The sequence below is a fragment of the Cognatishimia activa genome (assembly GCF_026016445.1).
GTDB classification, from domain to species: Bacteria; Pseudomonadota; Alphaproteobacteria; order Rhodobacterales; family Rhodobacteraceae; genus Cognatishimia; species Cognatishimia activa_B.
Genome location: NZ_CP096147.1, coordinates 2,158,840 through 2,173,656, shown reverse-complemented (window position 1 = coordinate 2,173,656; position 14,817 = coordinate 2,158,840). Strand labels below are relative to the sequence as shown.

The window sequence follows — 14,817 nt, the reverse complement described above, 5'->3', positions numbered from 1 at the left end:
GGCCGGGCACCTTGATTGCTGATTGCAAACTTCGACTGGAGACTAAGATGCCTTTCGAACCTACAGATTATCTGCCCTACGACTTCGCGAACCGTCGCCACATCGGTCCATCTCCGGAGGAGATGGTTGAGATGCTGGAGGTGGTTGGAGCGAAAAACCTTGATGACTTGATCGAAGACACACTACCTAAATCGATCCGTCAAAAAGAAGAATTAGACTTCGGTCGTCCTCTTTCTGAGCGCCAGCTGCTGTATCGGATGCGCCAAACGGCAGAGAAAAACGTGCTGATGACCAGCCTGATTGGGCAGGGCTATCACGGCACTGTCACACCGCCTGCGATCCAGCGCAATATTCTGGAAAATCCAGCGTGGTACACGGCCTATACGCCTTACCAGCCAGAGATTTCTCAGGGCCGTCTTGAAGCGCTTTTGAACTTCCAGACCATGGTCAGCGATTTGACGGGATTGGAGATCGCCAACGCCTCGTTGCTGGATGAATCCACTGCCTGTGCTGAAGCGATGACCATGGCGCAGCGGGTTGCGAAATCCAAAGCGAAGGCTTTCTTTGTAGACCGCGATTGTCACCCACAAAACATCGCGGTTGTGAAAACGCGTGCTGAACCTCTGGGGATTGAGGTGATCGTCGGCAATCCGGATAAGCTGGAAGCTGACAAGGTCTTTGGGGCATTGTTCCAGTATCCGGGCACCTACGGTCATGTGCGCGATTTTACGCCCCAGATCGAAAAGCTGCATGAAAACAAAGCGATTGCTATTGTCGCAGCCGATCCTCTGTCTCTGACACTGCTGAAAGAACCCGGCGCTATGGGCGCCGATATCGCTGTTGGCTCTACCCAGCGATTTGGCGTGCCGATGGGATACGGCGGCCCGCACGCGGCTTACATGGCCACAAAGGACGCTTACAAACGCGCGATGCCAGGCCGTTTGGTCGGTGTGTCGATCGATGCTCACGGTAACCGCGCTTATCGTCTCTCTCTGCAAACCCGTGAGCAACACATCCGTCGTGAAAAGGCGACATCCAATGTCTGCACCGCGCAGGCTTTGCTGGCTGTGATGGCATCGATGTACGCTGTGTTCCATGGCCCGAAAGGTTTGCAGGCGATTGCGCAGCGTATTCACCGCAAGACCGTGCGTTTGGCGAACGGCCTTGAAGCGGCTGGGTTCAAAGTCGATCCACAGTCCTTCTTTGACACGATCACAGTGGATGTTGGCCCTCTGCAGGCGGCGGTTCTGAAATCTGCACGGGATGAGAACATCAACCTGCGTAAAGTGGGTGAGTTCCGCGTGGGCATCACGCTCGACGAGGCCACACGTTCTGATGTGATCGAAGGCGTCTGGCGTGCCTTTGGTATCGTCACCAAAGACGACAAGCTGGATCAGGGCTACCGCGTGCCTGAAAACATGCACCGCAGGACGGAATACCTGACGCATCCGATCTTCCACATGAACCGCGCTGAAACCGAAATGATGCGTTACATGCGCCGTCTGGCGGATCGCGATTTGGCTTTGGATCGCGCGATGATCCCACTGGGGTCTTGCACCATGAAGCTGAACGCGGCGGCAGAAATGATGCCGATCAGCTGGCCTGAGTTTGCGCATATGCACCCGTTTGCGCCTGTGGACCAAGCGGCAGGTTACACCGAGATGGTGACGGATCTGTCAGATAAGCTTTGTGACATCACCGGATATGACGCGATTTCCATGCAGCCGAACTCCGGCGCGCAGGGGGAATATGCGGGTCTGTTGACCATTGCGGCGTATCACCGTGCGAATGGCCAGGGGCACCGGAACATCTGCCTTATCCCAATGAGTGCGCATGGGACCAACCCGGCATCGGCTCAGATGGTGGGCTGGAAAGTCGTTCCGGTGAAGTCTGCTGAGAACGGCGACATTGATCTCGAGGACTTTAAAGCCAAGGCTGAAAAACATGGCGAAAACCTCGCGGGCTGCATGATAACCTATCCATCGACCCACGGCGTGTTTGAGGAAACCGTGCATGAGGTTTGCCAGATCACCCATGATTTCGGCGGGCAGGTCTATATCGACGGCGCGAATATGAACGCCATGGTGGGCCTGTCGCGTCCGGGTGATCTGGGCGGTGATGTAAGCCACCTCAACCTGCACAAGACCTTCGCTATCCCACATGGCGGTGGAGGTCCGGGCATGGGACCGATTGGTGTGAAAGCGCATCTAACACCGCATTTGCCAGGGCATCCAGAGACGGGCGGCGAAGAAGGGCCGGTTTCAGCAGCGCCTTTGGGCTCCGCGTCCATCCTTGCGATCAGCTGGGCTTATTGTCTGATGATGGGCGGTGATGGTCTGACGCAAGCCACTCGCGTGGCAATCTTGAACGGCAACTATATCGCAAAGCGTTTGGAAGGCGCTTTTGAAGTTCTCTACAAAGGCCCAACCGGCCGAGTGGCGCACGAATGCATTATCGACACGCGACCCTTTGCGGACACGGCTGGTGTGTCGGTTGACGACATCGCCAAGCGTCTGATCGACAATGGCTTTCACGCGCCAACAATGTCTTGGCCTGTGGCTGGCACGCTGATGATTGAGCCGACAGAATCTGAGACCAAAGCTGAGTTGGATCGGTTCTGCGACGCGATGTTGGCGATCCGGGCAGAGATCGACGCCATCGAAAAAGGCGATATGGATGCGGAGAACAACCCGCTGAAAAACGCACCGCATACGATGGAAGATTTGGTAAAAGACTGGGATCGTCCCGATAGCCGCGAGCAGGGTTGTTTCCCTCCCGGCGCCTTTCGGGTCGACAAATACTGGCCACCGGTCAACCGCGTGGACAATGCCTTTGGCGACAGGCATCTGATCTGTACCTGCCCACCGATGGATGACTACGCAGAAGCGGCTGAATAATCGGATGAGCGGCTCCGAAATGGGGGCCGCTCTCATTTTGGTCTTACCTGATAAATTTCATGCCTCTGGCGGGAGTATTTTTGCAAAGGTGAATGCAGGGGTGTCAGTCTGCGGTTCGCAGAATACCTGCTGGTTTGGCTTTAAGCGGGCCAGTTGCAAAGGCGAGCCCTGCAAGAAGCGTGGCGGCAATGCCTCCAATGACAATCGCGAGCGCATTGCCCCAGATCACGATGAAATCGCTTTCCAAGACAAACTCACTGACCGCCCAGCCTCCGAGAATACCTGCTGCAATGGCGACGATACCGGCTGCTGCTCCCAGTAGGGCCCCGCGTAGAGTGAAACTCAGCAGTATCCGGCGACGGGTCGCTCCTAGGGTTTTCAGGATGGCAGCCTCATAGGTGCGGGTTTGCTGACCTGCAGCCGCTGCACCGATCAGGACAAGGAAGCCGGTAAGAAGCGTCGCAGCGGCCCCATAGGCGGTGGCTGCCGCAATAGAGCCAAGAACTTCTGTAACGCGATCTATTGCATCGCGCACTCTGATGGCTGTCACGTTGGCATACGCGTTTGAGATATCACGTAGGATCTGCGCTTCAGCGCTCTCCTCTGCGTAGACGGTCGCGATGAAGCTATGGGGCGCTCCGACAAGCGCTGCTTCGTTCATGACCAGAACGAAACCCATTCCAGCTGTCGAGAAATCAACTTCTCGGAAGCTGGTGACCGTGCCAGTGATATCCCGTCCGAGGATGTTCACCGTCATGCTGTCACCGAGCTTCAAACCCATTTCTTCGGCTTCCTCAGCTGCAAAGCTAATCTGAGGTTCCCCGGTATAGTCTTCATCCCACCACTCGCCCGCGGTGAGTTTGGAGGTTTCGGGCAGGGTGCTTGCGTAGCTCACGCCGCGGTCGCCTCGAATGACCCAGTGATCTCCCGCTGTTTCTGCAGCAGGCCTGCCATTGATCTGGGTGATAATACCGCGCAGCATTGGGGCGTTTTCAACTTTACTTACAGCCGGATCATTTTCGACCCTATCCAGAAAACCGGGCATTTGATCGCGTTGGATATCAACAAAGAAATAGCTTGGTGCCACGCCGGGAAGGTCTTGGGCAATCGCGTTCCTTAGGTTGCCATCAATCTGTCCAACGGCGGCAAGTACGGATAGGCCCAACCCCAGCGACAAGACAACCGATGCCGCCCCTTCGCGCGGGCTGCTGATTGCAGCAAGCGCCCAACGCAATGCTGGGCGACGGCGTGCACGAGGCGCGGATTTGCGTGAAATCCAGCGGATCAAGAGCGATGCCAGAGCGAGCAGAAGCAAGGCTGCTGCAATACCGCCAGTTGTCCAGAGCGTGAGTGTGAGAGAACCAGAAAAATAACTTGCGGCGCTGACCAACAGAGCCACTAGCGCAGCTGTCGCCGCGAGGTAACGCGCTGCTGGCAGACCTTTGGCTGCATTCATGGCTTCTCGGAAGAGTTCGGCTGCACGGATGTCTTCGGTACGCGCAAGCGGCCAAAGGGTGAAAATCAGTGCTGTCAAAAGCCCGTAAACCGAGGCTTCAATGAGAGGTAAAGGGTGCAGGGTGATCACAGCAGGCAATGGCAAAGCCGCTTGAATGACCGGACCAAGCGCGATTGGGGCAACGCCTCCGAGCAAAAGGCCCATAGCAATACCAAGCAGGCTGAGAACCCCGATCTGAATGAAATAGGTTAAGAATATCGTTGAACGATCTGCCCCCAAGGAGCGCAGCGTTGCAATCACATGAGTTTTGCTGGCGAGGTAGGCACGGATGGCCGCGGATACACCGACGCCACCAACAGCAAGTCCGGACAGACCCACAAGGATCAGGAAAGAGCCGAGGCGCTCGACAAACCTGGAAACACCCGGTGCGCCATTGCGGCTATCGCGCCAGCGCAGGCCCTTTTCTTCAAACTGCGCCTCAGCTTCAGCCTTTATCGCATCGAGGTCAGAAGCGTCTTTCAACAGGAGACGGTATTGGGTTTCAAACAGAGTGCCCGGGGCTAGAAGGCCAGAATTTTCAAGGCTTTGCGTGGCTACGAGTGTGCGTGGGCCAAGTCCAAAACCTCCTCCAGCGTTGTCAGGTTCACCTTCAAGCCTGGCAGTCAGGCGGAACTCTTGCTGGCCCAGCGCGAAAGTGTCACCAATTTCCAGTGCCAGACGGTCAACCAACAGCGGATGCATGACAGCGCCGGGCACACCCTCGCTTAAGCCGAGCGCGGTTTCCAGCGGAACAGCTGGGTCCAATATGACCTCACCAACCAGGGGGTAGGCGTTATCTACGGCTTTGACTTGGGTCAGGCCCCTTTCCGTAACTTCGCCCCGTGTAACGACAGCCATGGAGCGAAAATCAACAATTTCAGAGATCGCATCGGCATTTTCGCCCATCCAATTGCGCTCGTCCTCAGTGGCGTAGCGGTAGGTGAACTCTATCTCTGCATCGCCACCCAGAATTTGGGTGCCTTGGCTGGTTATGCCCGCTTGGATGCTTTCACGGACCGATCCGATACCTGCAATTGCTGCAACTCCCAGGGTGAGGCAGGCAAGGAAGATGCGAAATCCTTTCAGGCCGCCGCGCAGTTCACGGCGGGCAAATTTTGCCGCAGTACGAAAGCTCATTCCGCAGCCTTTCGCATGTCATCAATCCGCCCGTCCCGCAGGCGCACCACGCGATCGCAGCGGTTCGCGAGCTCATTGGAATGTGTCACCAGAACCAATGTCGCGCCGTGGCGATCCCGTAGACCAAAGAGCAGATCCATGATGGCGGCGCCATTGGCACCGTCGAGGTTGCCGGTTGGTTCATCGGCCAGCAAGATTTTCGGGCGTGGCGCAGATGCGCGCGCCAAAGCGACACGTTGCTGTTCACCGCCGGACATCTGTGCAGGGTAGTGGTCGCCGCGATGGCCTAGCCCAACGGCTTCGAGTTCAGCCTCAGCGCGTTCAAATGCATCTTTGTGCCCTGCAAGTTCTAAGGGTGTGGCCACGTTTTCCAAAGCCGTCATGGTCGGGATGAGGTGAAAACTTTGAAACACAACGCCCATGTGATCGCGCCTGAAGCGTGCCAAGGCGTCTTCATTCATAGCGGTCAGATCTTGACCCAGAGCTTTGATTTCGCCGCCTGTGGTGCGCTCCAATCCGCCCATCAGCATTAACAATGACGATTTGCCCGATCCTGATGGGCCAACCAGCCCCAAAGTCTCACCTTTTTGCACATCTAGCGAAATGCCGTGTAGGATTTCGACAAGTCCGGCATTGCCTTCTAGCGCCAAACGCACATCTTTAAGGGAAAGGATCGTGTCCATGGAGTTCGCCTGTTGATCAATCTTAAACGCCAATATGGGGCTTGCCGTGAAATCAGCAAGGTGGCTGCCGCGGTTTTGCTTTCGTCTTCTGCCGCATTTGCTGAGCCTGTGACAATCGCCGCCATGGGCGACAGCTTGACCCAGGGATATGGACTTCATGTGGACCAAGGGTTTGTACCGCAGCTTCAAGCGTGGCTGACGGGGCAGGGCGCCGATGTTCGTCTCGTGAACGCCGGGGTCTCCGGTGACACGACAGCCGGAGGACTTTCGCGCGCTGCTTGGACGATGACGCCGGATGTGGACGCGATGATTGTCGCTTTGGGCGGCAACGACGTTCTGCGTGGAATTGATCCGGCCTCATCGAGGGCAAACCTATCAGGCATTCTGGCTGCTGCCGCGGCGCAGGATGTGAACGTATTGCTGATTGGAATGCAGGCGCCGGGCAATTACGGACCAGAGTACAAAGAGAGTTTTGACTCCATGTATCCGCAACTCTCTGAGCAATTTGCCACCCTATTTGCCCCAAGTTTTTTTGAAGGCCTGGGCTCGGTTGATCCAGCTGAAGTACAGGGGCTGATGCAGGCGGATGGCATTCATCCAAATGCAAAGGGCGTTGCCATGATTGTTGATGCCCTCGGCCCACATGTACTCGCACTTGTCGAGCACACCTCTGAGAACTGAACATGCCGGGCAGATTGTTTCTCACAACTCCAATAGATGAAATTGCGAAATTCGCCGGGGTAGAACAATCGAAACTTCCTGAGACAGAACCAAGACGCAATATTCAGCCCGGTCAGGAGGTTATCACCCTGACGCCAATGGGTTTTGAACCTATGCGATGGGGCATTATTCCGGTTGGCCGAGTGAATGCGCGGGGGCGACCGGTCATGGAAACCATCATCAATGCACGCTCAGAAACCGTGTTTGATAAATCGGCTTTTGAAGGTGTCGAACGCGCTGTCGTGGTCGTTGATGGTTGGTATGAATGGACCGGTGAAAAACGTCGCAAGACGGCTTGGCGCCTGTTCGGAAATGAACCGGTGGTCTTTGCAGCAATCACTGATGTCTGGACGGCTCCGGGTGGGCGCGAGATCAAACAGGTGGCGACGGTAACCTGTGAGCCAAACGCAGACGTGAAGCCAATTCATCACCGAATGGGTGTTCTGCTTCGTCCGACGGACATAGATACTTGGCTCAACGGGTCAATAGAAGCGGCAGCACAGCTTATGCATCCTTGGCCTGAGGGGCGACTGACCATTGAAGAAGCCAACGATGTGGACTGGTCGGGCGTTTAGCGCACCTCGGCGGTTACGGTCGCCTCAGTTTTGATCGCGGGTGCGAGCGCGAGCATCACAAACGCTAAAATTAGCAGGATAGAGAAGGCTCCTCTCAATCCGACAATTTCAGAGAGAAACCCGATGATCGGCGGGCCAAGTAAGATACCGCCATAACCCAGCGTGGCGACACTTGCGATGGCCTGTGCTGGTGGAATATGCGGGTCATTCCCCGCACGTGAGAAGGCGATGGGCATGGCTAGGGCGTAGCCAATACCCATCAAAGCAAAGCCAACCATGGCAATCATTGCTGAGGGTGCGAAAATTGCCGTTGCGGTGCCTAGAGTTGCGAAAAGCCCAGAGCCAATCCCTGCGCGCGTTGTGCCCAACGCGGTAATTACGAGCCCGCCCATCAGACGCATAGCCACCATGGTTGCAGAGAACACCGCTAATCCCATAGGCGCGATGCGTTCTTCAGCCAGAGTGACTTCGATCAGATAAATTGCGCTCCAATCCGCCATCGCACCTTCGCCTAAAGTTGTACAAAGAGCAAAAATGCCAACAATCAAAAGCATGCCGCGCGGTATTGGAAAAAGTGGCGTTTTTTCCGATGAAGACTTTGGGGTGGTGCCCCAAGGGATCTGCATGCCCCAGAAGCCAATGACCGGCACTACGGCGGAGGTGATCAAGAAATGTGTGGAGTAGGTCAAACCCGCTGAGACGGCGAGATAGCCAGAAATTGCTCCGATCCCGGCCCCAAAACTCCACATGGCATGAAAACTCGGCATCCAAGTGCGCTTGGTCACGCGTTCTACATCCGACGCCCATGCGTTCATCGCGACATCCATTCCGCCATGGCTGGCGCCAAAAATGAAAAGTGAAATGGCGAGCGTTTCGACATTGGGAGACAGGGCGAGACCAATCATAGAAACAGCTTTCCCAAGGGTCAAAATGCGGGTTACCAACGGGGCTCCGTGGCGGTCAGCCATGCGACCGGCAACAGGGAAACACACGATTGCACCGAGGGCGAGAAGCAAGAGTAGAATGCCTAACTCATTGTGGCCAAGAGTAAATTCATTCGCCACAGCAGGAATGCGCGCCGCCCATATTCCGTAAAAGGCACCGTTCACCATAAAGGCGGCCGTGATGGCCAGCCATAACCGTCTTGGATTTGCCATTTGCGCGCTCCGCAGGTTGAGATAGCGCTAACGTATGCAGTTGACTTCTTGCACGGCAAGACCTGAGTGCGCTTGTAAAGAAATGTGAAGTGGGGCAAACAAAAAGGCACCCCAACATCGGTGGACGGTGACGTTGGGGTGCGGCTGCGCTCTGGTTGAAAGGGATAGAGGCAGCAAATCCGGCGGAGGAGGAGGGTTAACCCGCCAGTTTCTGATCTTCTTTGATGAGGTCAGAGACCTTTTCGCCAATCATGATCGCTGGCGCGTTGGTGTTGCCCGATACGATCTCTGGCATGATGGAACAGTCTGCAACGCGCAGACCTTGAATGCCATGTACACGCAGACGTTCATCAACGACTGCTGTACTGTCGCTCCCCATCTTACAGGTGCCTGTTGGGTGGTAGATCGATGCGGTGTTGTTGCGTGCCCAATCCAGAGTCGCGTCGTAGTCATCCATGTCCAGATCGGCGCTTGGGCGATACTCCTCAGAAATTTTGGATGTTAGTGGCGCATGACGCGCGATTTTCCGAGCAACATTCACGCCATCCACGATAGTGCGGCAGTCTGTTTCAGTGGACAGGTAGTTCGGGTGAATCTTCGGATAGACCGTTGGATCTTTGGAAACGATCTTGATCTCACCTTTGGATTCCGGGCGTAGCTGGCAAACCGACATGGTAAAGGCAGAGAACGGATCGGCACCTTTACCTGGGTTTTCAGCAGACAGCGGCTGCACGTGGAATTGAATGTCAGGGGTTTCAAGCTCCGGTCGGGTTTTCATGAAACCGCAGGCCAGAGAAGCCGCCATGGTCATTGGGCCCGCGCGATAGAGCGCATATTTCATAGCAATGAAGGCCTGACGGTGAAGTGTGCGCACTTCATCGTTCAGTGTTGGCTCGTTACACTTATAGACCAGACGCGCTTGCAGGTGGTCCTGCATATTCTTACCAACACCTGCGAGGTCTTTTTTGACTTCTATACCGTTGGCTTTCAGCTGTTCTGCTTCGCCGATACCGGAAAGCATCAGAATTTGTGGCGAGTTGATTGCGCCGCCCGACAGAATGACTTCCTTCGATACGCTGATGGTGTTTGAACGGCCAGAACGGTCGCGATAGGTCACGCCGGTCACCTTGCTACCATCCATCTCAACGCGCTCAACAAGCGCGTGGGTGATGATGTTCAGGTTTTTACGATCTTTAATTGGGTTCAGATAGGCAACAGCAGAGCTGCAGCGGCGGCCATTACGAGAAGTAAGCTGAAAGAAGCCTACGCCTTCTTGATCTGCGCCATTGTAATCCGGGTTAAACGGATAGCCTGCAGCCTGAGCAGCTGCGACCCACGCGTCAGTGATTGGCCGAGAGATTCGCATATTGGAAACCGACAGCGGGCCTTCGTCACCATGGTATTCATCTGCACCACGCTCGTTGTTCTCTGCGCGTTTGAACAGCGGCAGGACTTCATCCCAAGACCACCCCTTGTTCCCCATCTGCGCCCAGCGGTCATAATCCTGAGATTGGCCACGTACATAAAGCAGGCCGTTCAGAGAGGAGGAGCCACCCAGAACCTTGCCGCGAGGCCACTCGATGGAGCGGCCATTAAGTCCCGGATCTGGCTCGGTTTTGTAACACCAATCAACCGAAGGGTTATGAATTGTTTTGAAATACCCCACAGGAATGTGAATCCATGGGTTAATATCACGACCACCTGCTTCAAGTAGTACAACATTGACGGATGGATCCGCGCTCAAGCGGTTCGCTACGACGCAACCTGCCGAACCAGCACCAACAACTATGTAATCGGCTTTCGTAGGACTCATGCGCTCCTCCCAGTGGCATTAATTCAGGTGAATGTTTTTCTTGCAATCGATTCTTAAATCAATAAAAATGATACCGCAAGTCTCAAAAACTAACAGTTATGAACAGGGAGGATAGTTCATGAAAGTATCTGACAAGCTCAGTGGCATTTCGCGCCGCGATCTTTTTAAGCTCGCGGGCCAATACGGAATGTCGTCTACGCTTCTTGCAGCTGGCGCATTCACCGGCACTATGACTTTGCCATCTTTGGCAAAAGCGGTCGAATCAACCTATGAGAAACGCTACGCGAAAGAAGCTAAACATACTCTGAAGTTTGGCGCCGCTGGCTTTAACCAGCGTAACCTTTTGATTGAGCGCGCAGGTTGTCTTGAATTTGCACGCGATTTGGAATCCAGAACCGATGGTGAAATTCGCGTTGAATTCATCGGCGACAACCAAATCTGTGGTCAGCTGTCCTGCGTCGAAAAAGCGCAAAATGGCATTGTCGATATCTATGCGGCATCCACGCAAAACTCAGCAGGTGGTGCGCCATATCTGAACGTTCTGGATTATGCGTACGTCTTCCCAGGCCGCGCATCCCAGTACCACTTCCTCTACAGCCCAGAATCAAACGCGATCCTGCGTGAGCCGTTTGAGAAGCGTCACGGCCTGAAGTTCCTCTTCAGCCACTGTGAACTTCGTGGTCTGCAAATGGGTGCGAACTTCAAAGACAAGCCAACTGTCACCAAACTGGAAGAGCTGTTTGGCACCAAAAACCGTGTAACAGGTACACAGCTGGGCCGCATCGCGATGCAGCTTCTGAACCTGAACCCGGTTCCTGTTGCTTGGGAAGAAACACTCGACGGTCTGAAAACTGGTCTGATCGATGGTGCGGAAACATGGGCGTCTGCGGTTGCATATGCGAACATGTCCCCAGTTGTTTCTCAGTCTGTTGACCTGAAGTTCTTCTGCGGTACAGAGCACACTGCGATGTCTGCGAAAGCATTCGACAGCCTGGACGGCAACCTGCAAGACGCGGTTATGGAATCTTCCTACCTCGCACAGGTTCACGTACAAGCAGCGAACGAAGCGGCGCTGGTTAACACTGTTGGTCAATCTGATCCACAACTGCCGAACACCATCTTTGCGCAGAATGGCGTTCGCAACGCGTTCCTGGGCGCAGACCAGCTGAAACTGGCGGAAGAAATGTGTTCTCCAGAGTTCCAGCCAGCGGCTTGGGAACAGTGGCGTGAGCGTATCAACAAATGGGCAGGTGGCATGGACACCTACACTGAACTGCATCGTGTTGCTCGTGAAGTTCCTGCAGATATGCTGGCAGAGAACGTTGAGCCACGTCGCTGGTGGAAAGCCTAAACTTCAACGTTGGCGGCAGGGGAGTCTCCTGCCGCCACAATTTTCTCTAGTGACAACTTACCAATAGGTAAGGTTCGTCCTCAGGGAGGAGACGGATTATGTCTATCGTCAGTGATATGCTCGAAATCGTCAGTGCAACGTTTGCAAACGATGCCTGGATGATGAGCGAGGCCTTTCAGGGGCCAGCAGCTTGGGTTATGGGGGCCCTCATTACAGTATTGGGCGGGATGTTCTTCCTGTACCTCTACAAACACATTCCTTGGATTGAGCGAAATTTTGAATCAACAGTGATGGTTTCAACCTATCTGTTGATCGGTGTGATCATCTTTGTCGAAGTGTTCCGGCGCTTCGTGTTGGGCGTTCAAGCACCTTGGTCCACGACAATTCCACCGTTCTTGTTCTTGATCATGACGTGGTTTGGCTGTGCGTATAACGTTAAGTTACGAACGCACTTGGCCTTTGCCGAATTCAGATCAAACATGCCACGCGGTTTGCAATTCGCCTGCCTCACTTTGGACTTCGTCCTTTGGGTCTGCTTTTCGTGGGTGATCATCACGACATCCACTCAGGTTGCAATTAACTCCGCGTCAAACTTCCAGATTTTGCTGGGTACAGACAACATCCTTCAGTGGTGGTTCCTCGTTTCTGTTCCACTGTCCTTTGTGCTGGTCACAGGGCGTGCAATGGAAAACTACCTCGAAGATATCGAAAACCTGCGCAGCGGCGAGCCGTTGATCAAGCAGGCCGCGATTGGCGAAGGCTGAGGGAAGGATTGGAACAATGACGGACAGTACTTGGATTACTATCATCTCTCTTGGGGTGACCTTCTTCTTCATGCTCGGCGTGCCGGTCTTTCTTGTGATTGGTTATTGGGTGATAGGCATGAGCTTCGTGCTCGGTCTGCCTCTGATCAACACTGGCGCGGCCCTCGGCGACGTCTTTACCGATGGTTTTGCGCTACTTGCGATGCCGCTCTTTATTTTGACCGGTGACTTGATCAACCGTTCAGGTATCGCGCGTCGCTTGTCTGACTTCGCTTACTCCTGCCTTGGTTGGCTGCGTGGTGGTCTGGCGATGGCATCGCTGGGTGCCTGTGGTCTCTTTGCGGCGATTTCGGGTTCGAACTCTGCGACAACAGCGACCATCGGTTCCATGCTTCACCCTGAAATGGTGAAGGGTGGCTATGACGAGCGCTTCTCTGCGGCGACGGCTGCGGCGGGTGGTACCGTTGGTATCATCATCCCACCATCGATCATCTTCATCGTTTACGGCTTCTTGCTGAACCTACCGATTTCCGAGCTCTTCGTGGCCGGTATCATCCCAGGTGCGATGATGGTGTTCGCGATGATGGCGGTGGCCTTTGTCATCTGTACCATCAACGGCTGGGGCTACCTGATCAAGTTGCAGTTCGGCCGTGTCTTTAAGACGGCGATTGGCGCGTGGCTTGGTTTCTTTGCAATCGGCTTGGTTCTGTGGGGCATCTACACTGGTAAATTCTCGCCGACCGAGGCTGCGGGCGTGACCGTTGGTTTCTGTATCATCGTCGGCTTCCTGAGCTTGCCGATCTATAAGATGATGGGTTCCCCATCTGAAGATCGTGACTTCAAGGAACGCAGCGTTGCAGAATACCTGGTTGTAAAGGGCTTCACACCATTTGAAGTGCCATCGATTACAATGCGCTCTGCTCAGATCGCGGGTATCCTTGCGCCACTGATCGCAGTTTCTGTTGTTATGCAACAGATCCTGTCAGTTCTGGGTGCGCAGGAAATCATTGGTGACTTCGTGCGTGGCATGGGTGGCTACTACGCGGTTCTCTTTACCTCCATGGCGATTGTTTTCGTCTGTGGCATGGTTCTGGAATCTCTACCTGTGACGATCATTTTGGCGCCAATCTTGGCCCCGATTGCTCATTCTGTCGGTGTCGAACCGGTGCAGTTTGGCGTGATCTTCCTTGTGGGTGCATCGATCGGCTTCATCACACCACCATATGGTCTCAACCTATATGTGGCCTCAGGTGTGACCGGGGTACCATACTTCCGCCTTCTGCGTTACACGGTGCCTTACCTGTTCTCGCTGCTCGCGGTATGGATCATTGTCTCGTTGGTACCAGCGCTGTCGACAATGTTGATCCCGGCGTCGGGTTAAGGACAGAAAGATAAGAATATTGGGGGATAGCGATGGCTGATGGTACAAGCAAAGAAAACGGAATTCCTACAAATTTACGTTTGTTGCTGGTGCTAGAAGCCATGGCCAAGGCCGGGGTCCCTGTGACACCCACTGAGGTAAACCAAACCCTCGGCCTCCCCAAACCCACCATCCACCGTCTATTTTCCACGCTTGAAACCGAAGGATTCATCCAGCGTGAAATCGACGGGCGCGGCTACTCTCCAGGGTTACGCCTGCGCAATATGTCCACCGGCATTATTTCCTCGCTACGTATCCGGACTGCCCGTGTGGCTGTTCTGTCTAAATTGGCGGATCAAGTCGGTGAAACATGTAACATCGCGCTCCCTGACCGGGATGCCATGATCTATCTCGACCGTGTTGAAACCAAATGGCCACTACGTATTCAGTTGCCCATCGGTTCACGGGTGCCATTTTATTGCACTGCCTCAGGCAAGATGTATCTGAGCTCGCTCGACAATCGACATCTGAAAAACTACGCGCAGGCCACTTCCATGGAAGCGCGGACCAAATCCACCATCACCAGAGCCGATACCTTGATTGAAGAGATCAAGAATATCCGCGAGGTTGGCTACTCCTTGGATCGCTGCGAATTCATGGAGGGAATGACAGCGGTTGCGGTGCCGATTTTTGAAGGCAATGGACGCCTTGTGTCGACCTTGTCCGTGCACGCACCAGAACAGCGCTTTCCGCTGCCCCGTGCTGTTGAATGCGTTGGGCTTTTGAAAGAAAGCGCGGCGCAGCTTTCCGATCTTCTTCACTGAAACGACCATTCAGTGCTTGGCTGCGACAGGGTTCCGCTGCA

Annotated in this window: 11 protein-coding genes; 7 read left to right on the top strand and 4 right to left on the bottom strand. The window is 54.6% G+C overall.

The genetic code is table 11. The features are described 5' to 3' along the window. Positions 1 to 47: 47 nt before the first annotated feature. On the top strand, positions 48 to 2,897 hold the full coding sequence (gene gcvP / locus M0D42_RS10850; RefSeq protein ID WP_265018628.1) for an aminomethyl-transferring glycine dehydrogenase: 2,850 nt from the start codon (positions 48 to 50) through the stop codon (positions 2,895 to 2,897). 103 nt (positions 2,898 to 3,000) lie between these two features. On the opposite strand, the gene M0D42_RS10845 is transcribed toward gcvP, so the two are convergent. Beyond that, complete coding sequence (locus M0D42_RS10845; RefSeq protein ID WP_265018627.1) at positions 3,001 to 5,529, bottom strand: ABC transporter permease; 2,529 nt, start codon at positions 5,527 to 5,529, stop codon at positions 3,001 to 3,003. Next, positions 5,526 to 6,212, bottom strand: a complete 687-nt coding sequence (locus M0D42_RS10840; RefSeq protein WP_265018626.1) for an ABC transporter ATP-binding protein — start codon at positions 6,210 to 6,212, stop codon at positions 5,526 to 5,528. The genes M0D42_RS10845 and M0D42_RS10840 overlap by 4 nt, the downstream gene beginning before the upstream one ends. Before the next feature lie 12 nt (positions 6,213 to 6,224). On the opposite strand from M0D42_RS10840, the gene M0D42_RS10835 reads away from it, so the two are divergent. Beyond that, complete coding sequence (locus M0D42_RS10835; protein ID WP_419195937.1) at positions 6,225 to 6,893, top strand: arylesterase; 669 nt, start codon at positions 6,225 to 6,227, stop codon at positions 6,891 to 6,893. Between the two features lie 2 nt (positions 6,894 to 6,895). Next, positions 6,896 to 7,507 carry an SOS response-associated peptidase gene (locus tag M0D42_RS10830; protein ID WP_265018625.1) on the top strand — a complete coding sequence of 204 codons (612 nt, stop codon included), beginning with the start codon at positions 6,896 to 6,898 and terminating at the stop codon, positions 7,505 to 7,507. Here the strand turns inward: M0D42_RS10830 and M0D42_RS10825 are convergent. Further along, on the bottom strand, positions 7,504 to 8,664 hold the full coding sequence (locus M0D42_RS10825) for an MFS transporter (protein WP_265018624.1): 1,161 nt from the start codon (positions 8,662 to 8,664) through the stop codon (positions 7,504 to 7,506). The genes M0D42_RS10830 and M0D42_RS10825 overlap by 4 nt on opposite strands. A 196-nt stretch (positions 8,665 to 8,860) precedes the next feature. Further along, positions 8,861 to 10,477 (bottom strand): GMC family oxidoreductase, encoded by a 1,617-nt coding sequence (locus M0D42_RS10820; RefSeq protein WP_265018623.1) that lies wholly within the window; start codon positions 10,475 to 10,477, stop codon positions 8,861 to 8,863. Positions 10,478 to 10,595: 118 nt separating this feature from the next. Here M0D42_RS10820 and M0D42_RS10815 point away from each other — a divergent pair, with 118 nt between their 5' ends. The 4 genes from M0D42_RS10815 to M0D42_RS10800 all read left to right on the top strand — a co-directional run bounded on the left by M0D42_RS10815 (position 10,596) and on the right by M0D42_RS10800 (position 14,776). Further along, complete coding sequence (locus M0D42_RS10815; protein ID WP_265018622.1) at positions 10,596 to 11,828, top strand: TRAP transporter substrate-binding protein; 1,233 nt, start codon at positions 10,596 to 10,598, stop codon at positions 11,826 to 11,828. A gap of 98 nt (positions 11,829 to 11,926) precedes the next feature. After that, positions 11,927 to 12,592: a TRAP transporter small permease gene (locus tag M0D42_RS10810; protein ID WP_265018621.1), complete on the top strand. Its 666-nt coding sequence runs from the start codon at positions 11,927 to 11,929 to the stop codon at positions 12,590 to 12,592. Between the two features lie 16 nt (positions 12,593 to 12,608). Continuing rightward, on the top strand, positions 12,609 to 13,973 hold the full coding sequence (locus M0D42_RS10805; protein WP_265018620.1) for a TRAP transporter large permease: 1,365 nt from the start codon (positions 12,609 to 12,611) through the stop codon (positions 13,971 to 13,973). Between the two features lie 32 nt (positions 13,974 to 14,005). Beyond that, positions 14,006 to 14,776 (top strand): IclR family transcriptional regulator, encoded by a 771-nt coding sequence (locus M0D42_RS10800; protein WP_265018619.1) that lies wholly within the window; start codon positions 14,006 to 14,008, stop codon positions 14,774 to 14,776. The last annotated feature ends 41 nt before the right edge of the window (positions 14,777 to 14,817 follow it).

Bases quoted from the DNA above. Each gene is read 5' to 3' on its own strand.
- M0D42_RS10825 (WP_265018624.1), bottom strand. From the start codon at position 8,664: ATGGCAAATCCAAGACGGTTATGGCTGGCCATCACGGCCGCCTTTATG.
- M0D42_RS10820 (WP_265018623.1), bottom strand. From the start codon at position 10,477: ATGAGTCCTACGAAAGCCGATTACATAGTTGTTGGTGCTGGTTCGGCA.
- M0D42_RS10840 (WP_265018626.1), bottom strand. From the start codon at position 6,212: ATGGACACGATCCTTTCCCTTAAAGATGTGCGTTTGGCGCTAGAAGGC.
- M0D42_RS10810 (WP_265018621.1), top strand. From the start codon at position 11,927: ATGTCTATCGTCAGTGATATGCTCGAAATCGTCAGTGCAACGTTTGCA.
- M0D42_RS10845 (WP_265018627.1), bottom strand. From the start codon at position 5,529: ATGAGCTTTCGTACTGCGGCAAAATTTGCCCGCCGTGAACTGCGCGGC.
- M0D42_RS10800 (WP_265018619.1), top strand. From the start codon at position 14,006: ATGGCTGATGGTACAAGCAAAGAAAACGGAATTCCTACAAATTTACGT.
- gcvP (WP_265018628.1), top strand. From the start codon at position 48: ATGCCTTTCGAACCTACAGATTATCTGCCCTACGACTTCGCGAACCGT.
- M0D42_RS10815 (WP_265018622.1), top strand. From the start codon at position 10,596: ATGAAAGTATCTGACAAGCTCAGTGGCATTTCGCGCCGCGATCTTTTT.
- M0D42_RS10805 (WP_265018620.1), top strand. From the start codon at position 12,609: ATGACGGACAGTACTTGGATTACTATCATCTCTCTTGGGGTGACCTTC.
- M0D42_RS10830 (WP_265018625.1), top strand. From the start codon at position 6,896: ATGCCGGGCAGATTGTTTCTCACAACTCCAATAGATGAAATTGCGAAA.